The 18508-nt window shown below is 63.9% G+C and carries 9 protein-coding genes; 7 read left to right on the forward strand and 2 right to left on the reverse strand.

What is annotated here, in order from left to right; genetic code table 11:
- The first annotated feature begins 270 nt into the window (after positions 1–270).
- Both MUN85_RS09150 and MUN85_RS09155 read left to right on the forward strand, forming a co-directional pair.
- Complete coding sequence (locus MUN85_RS09150; RefSeq protein WP_250506431.1) at positions 271–1755, forward strand: NAD-dependent succinate-semialdehyde dehydrogenase; 1485 nt, start codon at positions 271–273, stop codon at positions 1753–1755.
- A 10-nt stretch (positions 1756–1765) separates the two neighbouring features.
- Positions 1766–2488, forward strand: coding sequence for a B3/B4 domain-containing protein (locus MUN85_RS09155; RefSeq protein ID WP_250506432.1), 723 nt, complete (start codon positions 1766–1768; stop codon positions 2486–2488).
- 462 nt (positions 2489–2950) lie between these two features.
- On the opposite strand, the gene MUN85_RS09160 is transcribed toward MUN85_RS09155, so the two are convergent.
- Entirely contained in the window at positions 2951–3124 is a 174-nt protein-coding gene (locus MUN85_RS09160) for a hypothetical protein (protein WP_250506433.1), read from the reverse strand.
- Between the two features lie 204 nt (positions 3125–3328).
- On the opposite strand from MUN85_RS09160, the gene MUN85_RS09165 reads away from it, so the two are divergent.
- From MUN85_RS09165 to MUN85_RS09185, 5 genes are all read left to right on the forward strand, one after another.
- On the forward strand, positions 3329–4747 hold the full coding sequence (locus MUN85_RS09165) for a hypothetical protein (protein WP_250506434.1): 1419 nt from the start codon (positions 3329–3331) through the stop codon (positions 4745–4747).
- Positions 4748–5889: 1142 nt separating this feature from the next.
- Positions 5890–8730 (forward strand): hypothetical protein, encoded by a 2841-nt coding sequence (locus tag MUN85_RS09170; protein ID WP_250506435.1) that lies wholly within the window; start codon positions 5890–5892, stop codon positions 8728–8730.
- A complete protein-coding gene (locus tag MUN85_RS09175; protein WP_250506436.1) occupies positions 8730–9818 on the forward strand; it encodes a hypothetical protein in 1089 nt (362 codons plus the stop codon). Before MUN85_RS09170 ends, MUN85_RS09175 begins: the two co-directional genes overlap by 1 nt.
- The gene (locus MUN85_RS09180; RefSeq protein ID WP_250506437.1) at positions 9808–15381 is read left to right on the forward strand and encodes a DEAD/DEAH box helicase; all 5574 of its coding nucleotides are present in this window, start codon (positions 9808–9810) and stop codon (positions 15379–15381) included. Before MUN85_RS09175 ends, MUN85_RS09180 begins: the two co-directional genes overlap by 11 nt.
- A 65-nt stretch (positions 15382–15446) precedes the next feature.
- Complete coding sequence (locus tag MUN85_RS09185) at positions 15447–16592, forward strand: RecB family exonuclease (protein ID WP_250506438.1); 1146 nt, start codon at positions 15447–15449, stop codon at positions 16590–16592.
- Positions 16593–16597: 5 nt separating this feature from the next.
- Here MUN85_RS09185 and MUN85_RS09190 read toward each other — a convergent pair whose 3' ends face one another.
- A complete protein-coding gene (locus MUN85_RS09190) occupies positions 16598–18466 on the reverse strand; it encodes a Druantia anti-phage system protein DruA (protein ID WP_250506439.1) in 1869 nt (622 codons plus the stop codon).
- Positions 18467–18508: the final 42 nt, after the last annotated feature.

Consider the following 18508-nt stretch of genomic DNA (forward strand, 5'->3'; position numbering starts at 1 on the left):
GATTCCTCTCGATCCATCTACGAAGTCATATACGATCTGGTTTCCAGTAGCTTGCCGTGTGATCTACGTCCTGTCAAGGGGTGTTTCGCCTGAAAATACGGGGTAGTACTTTTCAGATAGTGCGACACGCTATGTGATCTGGGACAATGGCTGGAGCGATTTCCCGCGATATGGCACGCGATTTTATGGCCTGGGCCACAGCATTACTAGCATCATGTGGGAAGTCATATATGATTTGTGGAACGCGACGCACGACCATCGGAGGTTCTCATGTCCCGCACCGAACTCATCGACAAAGCCCTCGCTTACGCCCCGACGCAGCTGTTTATCAACGGCCGGTGGCAGGACTCAGAATCGGGTGCAACCTTCGACGTCATCAACCCCGCAACCGGCGAGGTTCTCGCCGCGGTCGCGGATGCAGCCCCCGAAGACGGCATGGCCGCGCTTGCCGCCGCCAGCGAGGCACAGCACGACTGGCAGCGCACCGCGCCGCGGGAGCGGGCTGAGCTCTTGCGGGCTGCCTTTGATCGCGTGATGGAGCTCAAGGATGAGTTCGCCACGCTCATGACCCTCGAGATGGGCAAGCCCCTTGCCGAGGGGTACGGCGAAGTTGCCTACGGCGCCGAATTCTTGCGGTGGTTTTCCGAAGAGGCCGTGCGGATCAACGGACGTTACACTTCCTCACCCGAGGGAAATCTCCGGGTCCTGACCCTCAAGCGCCCGGTCGGCCCGTCGCTGTTCATCACGCCGTGGAACTTCCCGCTCGCGATGGCGACGCGCAAGATCGCGCCGGCGCTCGCGGCCGGGTGCACAACGATCCTCAAGCCCGCTCACCTGACGCCACTCACCGCACTCGCCTTCGTCAAGGTGTGTGAGGAGGTCGGGATCCCGGCCGGGGTTGTGAACGTCATCCCAGCGTCGCAAGCGCGGCCCCTGACCGGGCCGATCATCCAGGATCGCCGGCTGCGCAAGCTGTCGTTCACGGGCTCGACGCCCGTTGGAATGGCTCTCATGAAGGAGTGTGCCGACAACGTCGTTCGCACCTCGATGGAACTTGGCGGCTCAGCGCCATTTATCGTCTTTGAGGACGCTGACCTAGACAAGGCTGTGGAAGCTGCGCATGCCACAAAACTGCGGAACATGGGGGAGGCATGCAATGCCGCCAACCGGTTCTACGTGCACTCGTCGATCGCCGATGAGTTCTCCCAGCGCCTCGCCACGAGGTTTAAAGAGCTCACCGTCGGAGACGGTATGGAAGAGGAAACCGATGTCGGTCCGATCGTCTCTGACGAACAGCGCGATTCGATCGCCAAGATGGTCGACAAGGCCCGCAGTGAGGGCGCCGAGGTCCTGACCGGAGGCGAGAAGAGCGATGGGGCGGGATTCTTCTACCCGCCGACCGTCGTGACGAACCTGAAAGCCACGGCCGAGCTCGTGACGGACGAGATCTTTGGCCCGGTCGCCCCGATCGTGCCCTTTGAGACCGAGGACGAAGTGGTCGGCTACTGCAATGACTCGATGTTCGGGCTGGCAGGCTATCTGCACACCGGATCCATCGACCGTGCACTCCGACTGGCTGAGCGGCTAGAGGTGGGAATGCTCGGCATCAACTCCGGAACCATCTCGAATGCCGCCGCACCCTTCGGTGGGGTCAAGCACTCCGGGGTCGGGCGTGAGGGCGGATTCGAAGGCATCGAAGAGTACTTAGAAGTGATGTACCTCGGATTTGAGGACCCATTCGCGAGCGAGAAATAGGAGTGTGCCGGTGAGTACCAAGGAGCTAACCGCGCAAGAATTTCTCGACGGAGCCTCCGTCGCTAGCGACGTATTCGATCTTCGTCCGGACTACCGCGTCCTGCTTATCGTTGTCGAAGGCATTAAGGGCTCACCGAGCAACGATGCCTCCGAGAAGCTGCTCCTCCAGGCCGAGGCGTACGCGGCGCGGCTGCTGTCGGGAACGGCCGTTCAGGACTTGCCGCATATCGCCAGTTGGCGGGAGGCCTACCGTGCCTTCGGAGCGAAACCGCAGCGCACTCGAAACTCGCTGGAAGCACTGACCCGCCGAGCGGAAAAGGGCCTGCCGCGGATCAACGCACTGACCGATATCTACAACGCGATATCGGTCCTGCACCAGGTGCCTATCGGGGGAGAGGACTTCGACCATTACCGAGGCTCGCCACAATTGGTGCGAGCACGCGGCGATGAGAACTTCGACGTCGTCGCAAGCGGCGAGGTCGTCATGGAACATCCCGAGGTTGGCGAAGTGGTGTGGCGTGACGACGAGGGCGTCACGTGCCGACGGTGGAACTGGCGGCAAGGCCGCCGCACCGGATTGAGCGATGAGACCAGCACGGCGTATTTCATCTTCGACTGCTTAGATCCGATGACCAATGAGGAGCTCACAGCCGCCGGAGACGCGCTGATTGCGGCGCTGGGCGAAATGGATAGTGATCTCACCACCACGTCGCGCCTTATCACTCGGGACTAATCGCGAGCCACCGAATTTGTCGACGACAGCCGCAATCCCTTCGGAAAGAGCCGGGGGCAATGGTATCCGAGGTCACTGCGCAGTACACTTGGCGGGATTCTCCGTAACATTGGCTGTCAACTGATAAATGTGCTGGCACCCACCTACACCTCGCCGTCTGATGGTGCGGATGAACTGGCTCGGAATCACACACGTACCAGCCGGAACACCACGCTCCTGCGCCCGGTCGCCCCAACCACGTCAGCCGTGTCGTCTCACTCGTCGGCATCATGATTGGCACCGCCACACCCGCTGGGACACACGCGCCGGAACCTCCGGGAACACCTACGCGGAAATGCGCTAGTGAACCATCACCAGCACTGGCCACCTTCATCATCTCAGTGCTCCATGATCTGCTGAGATACCTAGTCCAAGACGGAGGCAGGGGGAACATACATGGGACGACGGAAGCGCAGGGAACGGTTAGTCTTGAAATTCGGAACTATTGCCTGCGCAGGAGGCAACGGCGTGCGGTTGCTCGCGCGGGAACGCCACGACTGTGGGGTACAGCCGAACCCCCATGAGGTCCAGCATGACCTCCAGCGTCGGGAACGCCTCGTCTTTGAGTTTCGGGATAAGAGACGGCCGCCCGTTCACGATGTCTCTCCTGAACTAGACAAGCTAGTTACGGAACAAGACCGAGCCATAAAGCGCGTGCTCCAAGCCCTGGCCGATACCTCCCGGACAGACCGCACCGCCGATTCATTGGTGGCGGCATTTGCCTTGCTGGACCAACTGGTAGCCACTTGGCAGAATGAACTACCTAGGCCACAGCGAAATCGTGGCAGAATCATAGGCCGCGTGCTGCGGAAGTTCGCGGAGGGTGCGGATCTCTTCGTAGAGGCACTGAGAGCGCCCGACATACTCTCAGCCCAGGAGCTTGAGCGCCAGGGTAACAAGATTCTTGACGAGGCAGCGACCATACTCGTGGAGATCAACCGCATAAACCAAGCGGACGAGGCCTTCTCGGAAGAATCGCCCTCGGAGGCGCTCAACGCGATTGGCCAGTCTGCACGACAACTTGCAGGATATGGGCACTCCCTGAAGGAGCTTGACCAGGCGTTAAGGGTCGAAACAGGATGGGAGTCTGCCTCAGAGAGCATGGGGTTCCAAGCACACATTATCCACTCCGTTGCTCTGACCTCCTTCGATCTAGAGTCTTTCGCTCAAATCATGTCTGCTTCGGATGTCGCTGTCGGGATAGGCGGCAAGAAGTTCGCGCAGTCTGAAGAGTGGAAGCGCCGGCACGCTCGTGCGGCGGCGTTTCTCAGTAGCGCGGCCGCGTCTGCTCATCAAGGGGTTCTTGTGGAAGGTTGCAGCGACTTCGAAGTAGCGCATCGGGCAGTCGAAGCGGTGGCCACGTTTCGCGACGGCGTAATGAAGCACACGCTAGCGACTATCCTCTCGAACTCGACGGATGAGTATTTGAGGCTGAATTACAAAAATGGCGGAGCTGTAATAGGAAAGGCGGCATCAGCTCACCCTAAGCTACTCTTAGACGAGAATCTAACTCCCGCGTTACGCAACGCAGGAGCACACGCTGACATTGATTTGAGCGAGCACGGTCTCAAGTTCGACGGCAACGACTTCTCGATTGATCATTTCATTGACCGATTCCTCGCCTATCTCGAAACTGCAATAGCTACCTTCATGGGTGTCACGCTCGCTATGGCGCGCCTCGGAGTTGATTTTGACTACAGTCATTGCCTGGCACCTAGAGATCGTGACGCTGCGGTCGCGCTCTTTCTGGGTGTATTCGACCTCCAGTGCGACTCTGTTGATGTCAGTGACGAATACGTGACCATTCACGCGAGTGGACCTGAACCGGACTGGATGACCCTCGCTGCGGGGCTCAGTGCTATGTTCTTAAGCTCGATCAATCTCGGAAGAATCTGTGTCACCACGCAGTCCCGAGAGTATGTCTTCGTGACCTCCTTGGACAGGTTCAGAATCTATACCAAATGCATTCGGTCACTAGACGCAAAGCAATCCATCCTTCGTCTTACCGCAATCACTGCTGCCAGTAGCCTTGACGGCGTTTCGCCTTGGCCTAGAGAAGAGTGGGACCGAGTAGCGAGGGCGATACTCGCTAGAGAAGAGTCAGAGGACCTTCGCGATTGGGTGCGTAATACTCGCGAGCTTCGCGGATATGCTCGGGAAGCTGGCCTTGCCGACGTTGCGAGCGCCTGTGAGGACGCATTAGCTGCACTACGCCGCTAGTCACGAGTTCGTTCAGCAGTCTCATTGTCAGGTATGCAGTGAACGGTACTCCCATACCTAACTCGATCAGCGTCGAGTAGCCGTAGGGTGAGCGCAACTGGTTGCCATGCCTACTCATTGCGCAAACCTCCTCGATCATCTGACTCTTCCGGTGTCGAGTGGGGGCTCGTGATGGAGGGGGAGTTCCCCGACTCCGAGGGCTTCAGCGGGATCGGTGACCCGGAGGTGGTTGTTCGGACGGAGCATTGTTGTCGTTCGAACTCGTGATTGCGTGCTGATGCTCATCTCGATTCTGACATAGTATGCGCCAACGCCTAATCGTCAGGCACTTCCACAGCCGCCGGCAAGGCCCTCACCGGGGTGCGATTACGTGAGCCGTCGTCTGCGCAACCAGGCGTTCCCAGCGCGTTTGACGACGAAAGCGAGCCCCGTGTTGAGTGCCGGCGGCCGTGCGACACGCGATGCGATCCCGAGGTGCAGGCCAACGCCCTGAACTGGGCTGCCGAAGTAGAAGAGAAGAGCGAGGCTCAAACCTGAACCAGAATGGTGGCTCTGGCCGAGGGATTGAATCTCGCCCATCTGGGGCCCTTCGTAGCACGTTCGCCAACTTTGCTCCGGGACTAAACACCCCGGTCACCCGGTGAAAGCTGGGAGTTAACGAGTCTCGCAGAGGCCGGAGAACGGCTCGATGCGGGACTCTCGCGGAGCCGTGGTCTGGAGGATTGAAAATCTTCAAACTATCCCCACTGCCTCCGAGGTCGATCGTCTCGTAGACGATTCGCAGCGGATCGAACGTCAACGAGCTTGCTGAACGGTACGGCGTACACCGGACCACGGTGTCGGCGCACCTGAACCGCCGCGGGGTGGTCTGGCGTCGGCCTGGACTCGGAGTCGAGTAAGCAGCGGAAGCGGTCAGGCTCCACCTCGGCGGTGTCTCGATGCGAGCGATCGCGCGAAGCATGGGCGTGGATCGTAAAGCTATCCGGGGTGCCTCGCCCGTGCGGGCATGGGGACCCGTCGCCGGGTGCCGTAGAAGGACACACCTCCCACGGCGGGTTAAGCGCACTCGAGTTCGAGATTCTCGGCCCCCTCGGGCAGACTGGGTCCTGACTAGACTGGTCGAGCGCAAGGAGGTGGCAGCGGTGGCAGATGTCTCATCTAGCAGTGCAGGTGAACTGCTGCAGCATTTCCATCAGGCACTCGACGCCCATTTCAGGGATCTCCGTGACGCCCGGGCGAAGCTCGAACCCCGCTCGCCGGTCTTCGCGCTAGAGCATGACCTGAGTCCCGCCGACCTCGATCTCCTGAAGGGGGCGGTGCGCACTGCGATCAGTGACTACTCCCTGGACCACTGCCGGGCGTCGTGGTTGCCGTTCGTGGTCTACGCAGCCGAGATGGGATACGGCTACGTGGGTGACGAGTACTGGACGACGTTCTCGTCGCTGACACCACGCTGGACCAGCCAGGAGCGGTCGATCATCCGGGATTGGTTCGTTCGGTTCTGTGAACGCTATGGCGGCGCTCGCCCGACCGGCGCTTGGGCGGAACACTTCACGATCATCTCGTGGCCGATTACTCACGCGGTGCTGCCGGTCTATCTGCAGCGCAACCTTGCGCAGTTACTGTTTGAGTTCAGCTGTGCCCTTACCTCCGAACTCCTCGATGATCCCCGGGCTCTCGGCGTCCCGCTTGCTGCGCGGGCGACGAACTACACCGAGCGATTCCGCATCTTCTGCGAGAACACCACGCTGGTGGGACAGCTAGCTGCCGCGCTGCTCTCCGGCGAGAACGAGCCAACGCCCTACCTGACTGGCCCCACCCTGGCGCGTATCGTCGAGGGCCTCTCCGAGGAGCAGCAGGCCCGCCACTGGCTGAAGTCGGCCAGAGCGTCGGCCAGCCGCGTGCGTGGCCTCCAGGCAGACGGATCGGCAGGTGCTGCCGGAACGACCATGAAGCGGCGGCCGCGGGCCACCGATCCCCGCCTTTTTCTACGCAGTTATGACGCGTGGAATGCCTACGCCGAGTTGCCCGATCTGACCGTGCTCAGCGCCGGCCTGCCGGAGGTCTACGGTCAGCTGCGGACGTCGCGTGCCGAGGTGGATGGCGGTGCCCGCTCCATCCCGCCAAGCGGTCTGCTCTACCCGGGCCAAGAAGTGCGCTTCGCGCGCTGGCCCCGAGCCGATCAGCCGTTCCTGCAGCTTGAACGGGGCGACGACGAGAGCAACCGTATCCTAGCTGACCAGTGCGTCATCACGAAGGGACCCTGGTGGCTATTCCGTCGCCAAGGCACCGGGCTCGCCATCGAGGTCAAAGGCAAGTTCGTCCGGCCCGGTCACCAGTACGTGCTCGTCGGCGCCGACTCCTTGGGGACGCCAGCGGTGCCCTGGTGTACCGAGGTCGCGATCAGCGCCCAGGGGGTCAAGGCGTACGAGTTCATGGTGCCGCCACACCTCAGCGAGAACGAGGAGGCGGCCATTGTTGCGGCCGGCCTGGCCGTCGTCTCGCACGTCGCTATTCGACCGGTGGGTATCGTTGCCAGCGCCTGGGACGGCGAGGGGGAAGTTGAGTGGTTGGCAGGCGAGTCGGCCATGCTCGGTATCCGCTCCGATTTGGTGCCTCGGCGGGCTCGGGTGGTGGTCGATGAGGCGGTCTACTTCCTGGAGTGGACTCCGGGCGAGCCGGAGTTGCTGTTCATGCTCGAGGGACTCGCCGTCGGTACCCACGAGGTCGGGGTGGCTCTTCTCGGTGACGGGGACCGTCAGCTGGCCTCCGGGGCGCTGGTCGTCACGGTGCGAGATCCCCAGGTGCGGCCTGAAGGCGCTACTGCAGGTGAGGGCATCCGTCTGCTCGCGACGCCCGCCCGCCCCACGCTGGCGGAGCTTTGGGATGACCGCGCCACCGTCACTATAGACGGCCCGGTCGGAACGGAGGCGGACCTCCGGGTCGGACTCCGCGATAGCCAAGGCGTCGTGCTGACGGAACTCCTCCGCACCGTGCGATTGCCACTTGAAGAGGCGGACTGGCGGGCGTTGGCCAAGGCCGTGCGCACCGACCACTGCTTCATCGACGCCTATGACGCCGCCGAATCATGCACCCTGGCCGTCGCCCGCGACAGGATCGGATTTGCCACGCTGACCTGCGAGCGCGGATTCCAGCCCTTGCGGTGGCGCTTCGCGCGCAGCCACGACGGCGAGGTGGTTGCCACGCTCGTCGACCGAACGGATGGGGGTAGCACGTCCCTGGACTTCTACGACATCGAGGCACCACTCACCGCAGTGCAGCGCGACCCAGCCGAGCCGTTTGCGGTGCCCCCGCGCGGCGGGCTGGCCATCGCCACGGCAGGTGACGCGATGGCAGCAGCCATCCTGCCGACCAACCCCAATGCGTTGATGCGGATGCCGCCGGCGCGCCCCGTGGTCACGTCGCAGTCCGCTTCCGTCCGAGAGGTGCTCCGCCTAGCTGAAGGACACCAGCGCTGGATCGGGGCCGATCTCCCGGCCGACGCCTTCGCCGCCTACGAGCAGCAGATCGTCGGCGACGCCATCGCCCGGTCAATCGGGACGCTTATTGGCGGCAGCCACTGGGCGGCTGTGGAGCGCAAGCTGGCCCAGGCCGAGGAAGTAGCCGACCACTTGGACGACATGCAGGGAGCGGTCGGCGTTTCGAGCGAGCACAAGGCGCTGGCATCGACCATCGCCTACAGCCTCTACAAGTGGCTCAAGCCAGAGAAACTGCTGCCGGGTTTCTATGAGGTCATCGCCCCGCACCTTGCCGACCACGGAATCACCGGCACGCGGGCGGCACCGCGCTTTCTCCTGATGCTAGCCGGGCGACCAGGATACATCTTCGACTGGGAACCAAGCGAGGCCGCCCACCTTCTGGAGCGCGTCCTAAAGTTGCCCGTCCTCTACCGGGCGGCCCGCTTCGCCGTGCTCGGTACCCGTGCCCTCAACGACCCTGAAAGCGTAGAGTGGAGCTTCTAATGAAGCTGACCAAATTGACCGCTCACGATGCGTCCTCGCTCGCCGTGGCGACGCTGGGGCTGGACGCCGACGCTATCGGGCTGTCCTCGCCCGAAGGTTTGGCGACCTCACTGCGCCGGGCGGCCTCATTCATGTGCGCCACCAGCCCCGGCCGCTTGGTCGATGCCGTACTCGGTGCGCTGAAGCCGCTGCACGATGACGAGGTGAAGCGCGACGATCTCATGGACCTGCTCGATCAACTCGTGGCGTCGGGCGACCTGCTCGAACTGCGTCACGAGAGCGGCCGATCGACACGGCTCCTCTATCTGGGCCCGCCGTCCTACATCGAGCGCGTGCCGGGGACCTACCTGCTGATGGGGGTGCGTGCCTTCGGGGCACCGCTCATCGGGGACGAACTGGCCGAGGTCATCGAGTACGAGCGGCACACGCGCATCCTGACCATTGACTCCAACAGTGCGGACGACGAGTTGCGCGCGCGGGGACTCCAGCGGGTGCCGAAGGATCGTTGGGTAGGCAGCCCGAGGGCAGAGAGCCCCGCCGAGTTCATCGAGCGCCACCGGACGCGTTTGAACGTGGCGCCCGAAGCGGGCCAGCTCGACGGGCTGATACTGCTCGATCCGGCGTCGAAGGTGCGCTACTACCGGGGCCGGTGGCGGGCGCCAGATCCGGCTGACACTGGTGACTTTGTGGCGCGCCGGCCCCAGGCCTATGGAGCCGACTTGTGGTGTCTTGTCCGCTTGCAATCCGGTGAACCGGAGCGTGTCCTTGAGTTCCCAATCAACGACCTCGTCGTGCCGGGTCGGGATGAGGCCTGGCGCTACCAGGCGGCGGTCGACGCGCTGCGAGGCACGCCGCAGCGGTTTCGCCTGCGCCGCGGGCTCAGCCCGAGCGCTGACGCGATAATCGACTTTTTCTCGCCGCTGCCCGGCTTCGCGGAGCGCTACGTGCAATTCGCGGGGCTGGCGCTCGACAAGACCCCGGGCGCGCTGTTCTCGTTCCGGCTGCCCGTAGGAGAAGTCCGCGACGTAACGGCCTTTTTGACTGAAATGCTTTGGATGACCTACGAGGAGGACAGCAGTGGCGACTGAAGCGCCCACGATCGCGGAGACGATCGACGAGATCCAGGCCGCCCTGCGGGACTACATCGAGGCGACGTACCACGTCGGCCACCCGACGATCATCGAGCAGCGGCGTCAGTTATTGATGACCGAGGGTGTGCTGTTCAAGGCTCCATATATCGAAAGCACGCCGCGCTACCAGACCGACCGCCAGTTCGCCGAGCTTGATCTCGATGCGGAGGTGCATACGCTGTTCGGTCTGCTCACCCAGAAGGTGGGCTACCTCGACAGGCTGCTGTACGACCCGCCGTACACCCACCAGGCCGAGGCGCTGGAGTGGACCTCGCGAGACGGCAAGAGTCTCGCCATCACGACCGGTACCGGCTCCGGTAAGACGGAGTCGTTCCTGCTCCCGATGCTGGCCAAGCTGGCGACCGAGGCAGCACACCGCCCGTCCTCGTTTGCGGCCCCGGCTGTCCGTGCCCTGATCCTTTACCCTATGAACGCGCTGGTGAACGACCAACTCGGTCGCCTGCGCTTGTTGCTCGGTGACCCCCGCGTCACGACCCAGTTCCGTGAGTGGGCCGGGCGACCAGCCAGATTCGCGCGCTACACCAGCCGCACGCTGTATCCAGGTGTGCGTACGGTCAACAAGGATCAGCAGCGCCTCGGCTCTATCGAGGACTTCTACCTGCTGCTCATCGATAAGGCCGCCGATCCGTCTGCTCCGGGACACGCCCAGGCCAAGGCACTTAAAGAAAAGCTGCAGGAGCGCGGGAAGTGGCCTGCCAAGCCCGATCTGAAGGCGTGGTTCGGCCCCAAGGGCTCGCGCTGGAAGAACCCCAAGACCGACGAGTTTGTTCGTGCGGTCATGCAACCTGGTGACCCGGAGTTGCTCACACGGCATGAGGTCCTGGCGGCGCCGCCCGACGTGCTCATCACTAACTACTCGATGTTAGAGTACATGCTGATGCGGCCGCTGGAGCGGCCGGTTTTCGACCAGACTCGTCAGTGGCTTGCCGACAATCCGGAGGAGAAGTTCCTCCTCGTGGTCGATGAGGCACACCTCTACCGGGGAGCGGCCGGCGCCGAGGTCGCGCTGCTGCTTCGTCGCCTGCGTTCACGGCTTGGCATCTCCCCCAAGCGCTTACAGGTCATCACCACCAGCGCCAGCTTCACCACCGCAGAATATGCGCGTTCCTTCGCGGCGCAACTCACCGGCAAGGAGCCCGAGGACTTCCGAACGGTGACCAGCCGGTGGGCGCTTCGAGACGGTGCGGCGACCGGTTCGGCGGACGATGCGGCGTTGCTGGCCGCCGTGCCGCTGGAGGAGTTCTACACCGGAGACACCGACGCCGAGCGGGCGAATGCCGTGTCCATCCTTCTAAGCGAGCGGGGTATTTCGGATCGTGACCGGAGCGTTGGCGCGCTTCTCTATGAGGCACTCGACTCGTATGGGCCGATGAACCTGCTCGTCAACGAGACGATGCAGAAGGGCCAACCAGTCAGCGAAGTCGGCAGGGTCATCTTTCCGGGCGTTGAGGCGCCGCTGGCCGATAGGGCCGTGACTACACTCGTCGCATTAGGGAGCGCCGCTCGGCGATCGCCCGACGAGGCTGGGCTGCTGCCATGCCGCGTCCACGCCTTCTTCCGTGGACTGCCGGGGCTTTGGGCCTGTCTCGATCCGGAGTGCGACGCTGTGGACCGCAGCGACCTGCCGTCCGGGCCCGGACCTATCGGGAAGCTCTACGCTCAACCGCAGGCCACCTGCGACTGCGGCGCCCGAGTGTTCGAGTTCTACACCTGCCGTCATTGTGGCTCGTCTTACGCGCGGGCCTATTCCGACAACGTGCAGGACCCATCCTTCCTCTGGCACGAGCAGGGTGGTGCCTTCCTGACCACGGCCGGGTCGATCCCTGAGTTGTCCCCTCTGGACCTCCTGCTTGAGGAGCCCGCCGCCGAACAGGTCGAGGTCGCCGAGATTGACCTCGTGACGGGCTGCCTCAATCCGCCCAAGGCCCCCACCCGGAGCCGCATCGTATTCATCCCCAAGCTACGGAGTGGTGAGACGGTCAGCAGTGACGAAAATGATGACGACGCCAGCGACCAGGCCGAGGCCAACGGTGAGTTCAAACCGTGCGGCGTCTGCGGCCAGTTGGCTGGCTTCGGGCGCTCCTTGGTTCAGGATCACCAGACCAAGGGTGACCAGCCGTTCCAGGCCCTAGTGACACGGCAGATTGAAGTACAGCCGCCCAGCGCACCTTACACAGACTTCGCGCCGCTGCGCGGTCGCAAGGTGCTGGCCTTCTCGGACTCACGGCAGGTCGCCGCCCGGCTCGCACCCAACCTGCAGTCCTACTCGATACGCGACGTGATTCGCCCGCTCATCCTGAAGGGCTGGACCGACCTCGCCGCGCAGCCTGGTATCGGTGCCCAGCTCAGCTTGGAGCGGCTCTACTTGGCCGTGATAGTGGCTGCCAAGCAACTCAAGGTTCGTTTGCGTCCCGAACTGCGCCAGTCAGAGTCACTTCACGTGCTGCGCGACGTCGGCCAAGCTGTCGATAAGGGCGCGCTGACCGGAAACGACGCTGCCACGATGGAACTGCTGATGCTGACCGCGCAGCCACCGCAGTCTTTGCTCCGGGCGATGTACGCCGCGCTGACTGATAAGTACTACGGCCTGACGTCCCTCGGATTGGCCTCCCTGCGAGAAAACGCACGCCTGACCGATGAGTTGTTGGCCCAGTTGCCCGCTGTTCCCGGCGTGGCCACGACGGACGCCGAGCGCCTGGCGCTGCTCAGGTTGTGGCTGGCGCAGTGGTCGAACCCGGCGCGCGGTATTTGGTTCACCTCAATGACGCAGGAGTGGTGGCGTCAGAAGGGTGGCGTCAAGCCGCACTCCGGCAAGTTTCAGGCCATCGACCGCTGGCTCGGCACCCCCGCCGCCAAGAAGGTGTTCAAGGACTCCTGGTTGCCGACGATCCTGCCGAAGTTCTGCGAAGCCGTGGGCAACAAGTACCGACTGCTGGCGGGGAACGTCGCCCTCGAGGTCGGCGGCCTCTGGGGCTACTGCGAGCGTTGCCGCTTCACCCAGCGTCCGTTCCCGGGATCGAACAAGTGCGTCAGCTGCGGCGCTGACAAGGTACGCACGCTCGACCCTGAGACTGATGAGGTGTTCCAGGCTCGGAAGGGCTACTACCGAGAGAGTGCCGAGCGCGCACTGAGGACCCCGGACAAGCCGATCATGAGTATCATTGCGGCCGAGCACACCGCTCAGCTCAACGCCGCCCAGTCCGATGCCGTCTTCTCCCGCGCCGAGGAGTACGAATTGCTCTTCCAGGACGTCAACATCGGCCTGCTCCGGCCCGGCGAGCAGGAACGAGCAGCCATCGACGTGCTGTCGTGCACGACCACGATGGAGGTCGGTATCGACATCGGAAGTCTGTCGGGCGTGGCACTTCGGAACATGCCCCCGTCGCGGGCCAACTACCAGCAGCGCGCCGGTCGCGCAGGGCGTCGTGGTAACGCCGTCGCGACCGTCGTCGCCTTCGGCAGCGCCGACACCCACGATGACCACTACTTCCGCAATCCCGACCTCATGATCCGAGGCGAGGTGGAGGACCCGACTCTCACGTTGGACAACGACGAGATCGTCCGTCGGCACGTGATCGCTTATCTATTGCAGCGCTACAACCAGGACCGCCTGCCACAGATTGCACCGGAGGATCAGCCGCAGCTGTTCGAGGTTCTGGGCACCGTGCGCGGCTTCGTGGGTACCTCGTCGCCGCTCAACCGGAACGACTTTGAGGAGTGGCTGAACCAGCACAAGACGGAGCTCAGTGCTGACGTGGACTCCTGGCTACCAGCCGAACTCAAGCCGGGGGATCGCCGGGCGATCCTGGACCAGTTGGTGACGAGGACGCTGACCGATATCGACAAGGCGCTCGACGTCGAGGCGAACGGGGCCCTGCCCGAGCCTGAGGTCGGCGACGCCGCACCGCAGGACGAGGAGGTCGAGGAGGGCGACTCCGGCGAGGACGGGGCCGAGTTGCCGAGCGAACCGCGCAGCCAGACGAACCTGCTCGACCGGCTGCTCTACAAGGGCGTCCTGCCGCGCTACGCCTTCCCGACGGATGTCGTCGCCTTCCATGTGTTTGACCGCGATAAGTCGGAGCCCTTCCGCACGGAGTTCCGCTACGCGCCGAGCCAGGGCCTGCCCATCGCGCTCAGTCAGTACGCGCCGGGCAAGGTCGTCTGGATAGATAACAAGGAGTGGACCTCGGGCGCCATCTACGCCCCGATGCACAAGGAGCGCTTCCAGGCCTGGCGTGACAAGTGGCTGTACTTCGAGTGCCAGGTCTGTCGTTACGCCAAGCACTTCCCGTACGACCAGGCAGAACGTGGTGAAGAGCGGGACTGCCCGGCCTGTGGCGCCGAAGGCAAGTTCGGTAAGGCCATGAACTGGATGCGTCCGCCGGGCTTCGCTCACCGCGCCGGTGATGAGCCGGGGACGAGTCCGGACGATGCGCCTGCCAATAGTTACGCGACGCGCGCCAAGTTGGTCGCCGAGGGGCCCGAGGAGGAGTCAGCCTGGGACCACGTCACTGATCGACTGGAGCATACGTATCGCCGTGACACCCTTCTCGTCACCAACACTGGCCCGCGCAGCGAGGGCTATACGTACTGCACGCTGTGCGGCTTGATCGAGCCGACGAAGGGCGCGACAGGCATCGTGTCCGGAACCCACCCGAAGCCCTACCCGGATGAGCGCGAACCTGACTGTCAGGGGTCGGCCTCGACTCGGGGGCTGGTGTTGGGTACGGACTTCATCTCCGATGTGCTCTTGGTGCGCCTGAAGGTCGACAAGCCGATCACGCTGCGTCCCGAGTTGCTCTCCACCCAAGTTGCGCTCCGGACAATCGCGGAGGCGCTGACTATCGCGGCCACGAGTGAACTCGATATCGATGCCAGCGAGCTTCAAGCCGAGTACCGCCCAGCCTTGACTCCCGCGGGGAACCACGGCATGGAGGCGGAGATCTACCTCTACGACACCTTGGCTGGCGGGGCGGGCTTCACGCGCCGGGTGCACGGCTACGGCATCTCTATCTTCCAGAAGGCGCTGGCGCGACTGGAGCGCTGTCCGGCGGACTGCGACGTCTCGTGCTACCGCTGCCTGCGGAGCTTCCGTAACCGTTTCGAGCATGGGCTGCTGGACCGCAAGGTCGGCGCAGCGCTACTCAAGTACGTGCTCGATGGCACCGTGCCGACGCTGGACGACGTGCGCGTCGGTCAGTCGATCGACAAACTCCTGGCCGACCTGCAGAGCCGAAACATCGACGGCATCGAGTTCTTCAAGAACGAGCCAGTCACCGTTGAGGGGCTCGGAACCATCACCGCTCCGCTCCTAGCTCGGGGCAAGGGGCGCGACCGCATCTTCTACATCCAGAGCCCACTGACGCGCGATCAGCCGCCCACGCAGGCACTGTGGGATGCCAAGGAACTGGGTGGTGTCCCTGTCTACCCGGTCGATGACATAGTGGTGATGCGGAACCTGCCAGTGGCCTCCCAGCAGGTGCTACGTTGGTTGACCTGAGCGAGGGGCGAGCCCTTGAGACGGGGGTCGCTTGCGGGCGGGCGGTCCTCACCGGGCCGCCGGCGATGTGGAGTTACTCATCACTCAAGGAAGTCGAGAGGTGTCCGCTCCGGTTCGCCTTGTCTCGCGCTAACTACCCGGGCCTGTGGGAGCAGCACGGCTATCCGCGCTTGCCGATCCCCGCTGCCATCCGGGGAGACGTGGTACACGGTGCTCTGGAGATCATCGTCAAGGCATTCGTAAAGGCGGGCTGTCCATCGACCCGTTCAGCCCAGGCAGTCGCGGTGCTGCGTGGACTCGGCGGCTACACCAAGGTCGCCGAGGACGTACTCGCCGTGCAACTGGCCCGGTTTGAAGGAAATCCCCGACTCGGTGCGGATCGCCGCGAGCACCTCACCCGGAGCCTAACCGATTGGCTGCCGGAAGCCCGCGAGCAGATCCAGACCTATCTCAACCGGATGGACCTTCGGCCATCAAGTGGGTCCGGGACCGTGCCGCCAACTGCCGACCCTTCGACGCATTACCCCGCGCGAACTGGTGATCACCCAGAGAAGGAACTCGTCGCCGAGGAACTTCGGCTAAAGGGTCGTATAGACCTCCTTAGCATCGACGGGGACGGCGCCCGGATCACCGACTTCAAGACCGGCGCGGAAGACCCGGCGCATCACGACCAACTGCGCCTGTACGCGCTCCTGTGGGGCGCCGACGTCACGGTCAACCCGGATGGGCTGCCTGTCACGGAGTTGGTCGCTGCCTATCCGGATCATGAGGTCGCCGTGCCGGTGCCGAGTGCCGCTGACCTTGCCGCTCTTGGGGATGATGTCGCCGCCAGGATCGAGGTGGCCGAGGCCGCCATCGCCGCTGACCCGCCCGCCGCGAGACTGGGTGAGCATTGCAGCCTGTGCAGTGTTCGTGGGGTGTGCGATCCCTACTGGTCGACGGGAGCAGCGCCGACAGCCGAAGTCTCGGACGGTAGGTGGTACGACCTCGCCGGCACGGTGATGCGCGAGCACGGCGTCAAGAGCTTCATCCTACGCGAAGCTCGGACCGGCAGCGATGTCCTGGTGCGCACGCCGACCCCCGCCTTCGCGCTCCCGCTCGGGAGCGACATCCGCATCCTCGGCGCCCTTCGGGTAGTTGATCCCGATGAGGAGGAGTCGCTTGTCGCTGCGCTGACGAGCACATCAGAGGTACTTGAAGTGACGGGGTAGCCCCTTCAGGCGTCGCGTGCGGTGGAGCGGGGCCCGCCGATCGGCGGGCCTTCGTGATCACTGGGCAATGGGACTCGGGCGCCGTGCCGGACCGGACGCACGAGCCGGTGTTGACACATGGCCTCCTGGACGTGCTCCTGCGCTGCGCGCCTGTGTGCCCATCGCTCGAACCACCACTGCGCTACCGACTCCCCGCTATCGCGTGGCTCGGGGTCGAGGAGATAGACCGGTTCTTGGTCAATCCCGAGTGCGAAATCGCGGACGTTCTCGACCAGTGGCACGCCGTACAGGATGCGCTCACGGCCATGCTTCAGCAGTTCGTTAGTCGGCCAGCCAAGCGCCGCCAGGCCGAGCCGAACCTTGCGCAGCCGAGGACTGACACCTTCGCCGAAGAGGCTGTTCACGCGAACCAGGTCGCCGCTGTGTTCGGAGAGACGCACCAGCGCCTCGACCGTTGCGTCGGAGAAGTGCGACGTGCCGAATGAGCGGGAGCGCCCCAACTCGTGGAAGCCCATGCGGCCGTCGTCTGGGCCACCCATCGCCGAAGCCGGCCAGAATAGCCGGTTGTACTGGCTGGACCCAGTGCCATAGAGCGAGGTCGTGCCGACGAAGGCCAGCCGGGCCTCGCGGGTGATTGGCCGACCAGCCATCGCGGAGGCGATCTCACTGGGTCGTGTGTACTTGGCGCGGTAGGCAGCGAGCACGGTGGGAGACACCGCGAGTGCGCCCACCAGCTTTCCCGCCGCCAGCGCGTTGTACGGCGCGACGGCCCCGCACACCGTCAGGTCGGCGATGACGGTGCCGACTCGCTCGCCACGAGCACGTCGGACCACCCGCCCGATCTGCGTCTTGGCCTTCGGATTAGCGAGCGCCCTACGGAGTCCTGCGGAGGTAGGTCTCGGGCCGAGGTAGGTGCCGAGTAGCGCCTGAATTTCCAGAGTCTCGGCCAGGAGCGCCGAGCGCTTCGATCGGAAGAGGTGGGTCTCGGCTCGGTCGACCCACGCGTCGGTCTCGATGTTGCGGACCGCGCGGATCGGACCGCCTCGGTGGTGCTTGGCGCGGTGGCGTTTGGCATCAGTCCGGAGCCGCGCAATCACGTCCTGGGTGGGCTCCTTCAGGTCGTTGGGCTGCAGCACGTCATCGCGCAGTAGATCATCGACGTAGATCTCGCAGCGCTGGGTCTTGATGCGACGCGTCAACCAGCGGGCGATCTTGTCAGTCGGATCGGCTTCGACGGCCGCGACGAACCGCTTGGTGTCCCACTGCATCCAGTTGTCGCGCTCGGCGATCTGGACGATCGGGCTGGAAATTGCGGCCAACCCGATGACCGCGTGGTGCTCGGTGGCGGCGTCGCGGATCAGGATGGGCATAGACCGCCCGGGAACCGTCGAGTAGGCGTTCGACCAGGTGTGGCGGAAGTAGCGCCAGATGTCGTGCAGCTTGAAGCCGGTCAGTTCGCAGGTGCGCGCGCTGTCCACGATCTGCACGTAGGGCTGGATCGTGTTGGCCGCGTCCGGGTTTGCTTCGAGGGCGGCGGCGAGTTCACGGCCGTCCCGCATGAGGTTGAAGATCGATACCAGACGGCCACCGTGCTGATGGCTGCGCTCCATGCGGTCGATGAAGCGACGGACGCTCGGTTGCCTGAGTTGCGCGTCCCGGCGTAGGTGCTCCTGTCTGCGGATACGCGCCTTCTCGGTGTCCCGGTCATGGTGGGGGCGCGGAGGACTGATTAGTGGACCGTATTTGTCGACTTGTACGGTCCAGCCCTGGTCAACGAGATCAATGACCGTGTGGGCGGCTGCGGCCAGCCACGGCTTGTTGTAGAGGTCCCCGAGCCCGGCTGCCGTGAACCAGAAGCGATGGTCTAGCGGCACAGCCGGGTCGAACTGTGCGTGCGCCAACAGATTGCAGAGGCT

It is taken from the genome of Bowdeniella massiliensis, from assembly GCF_023634005.1.
Classification (GTDB): Bacteria; Actinomycetota; Actinomycetes; order Actinomycetales; family Actinomycetaceae; genus Bowdeniella; species Bowdeniella massiliensis.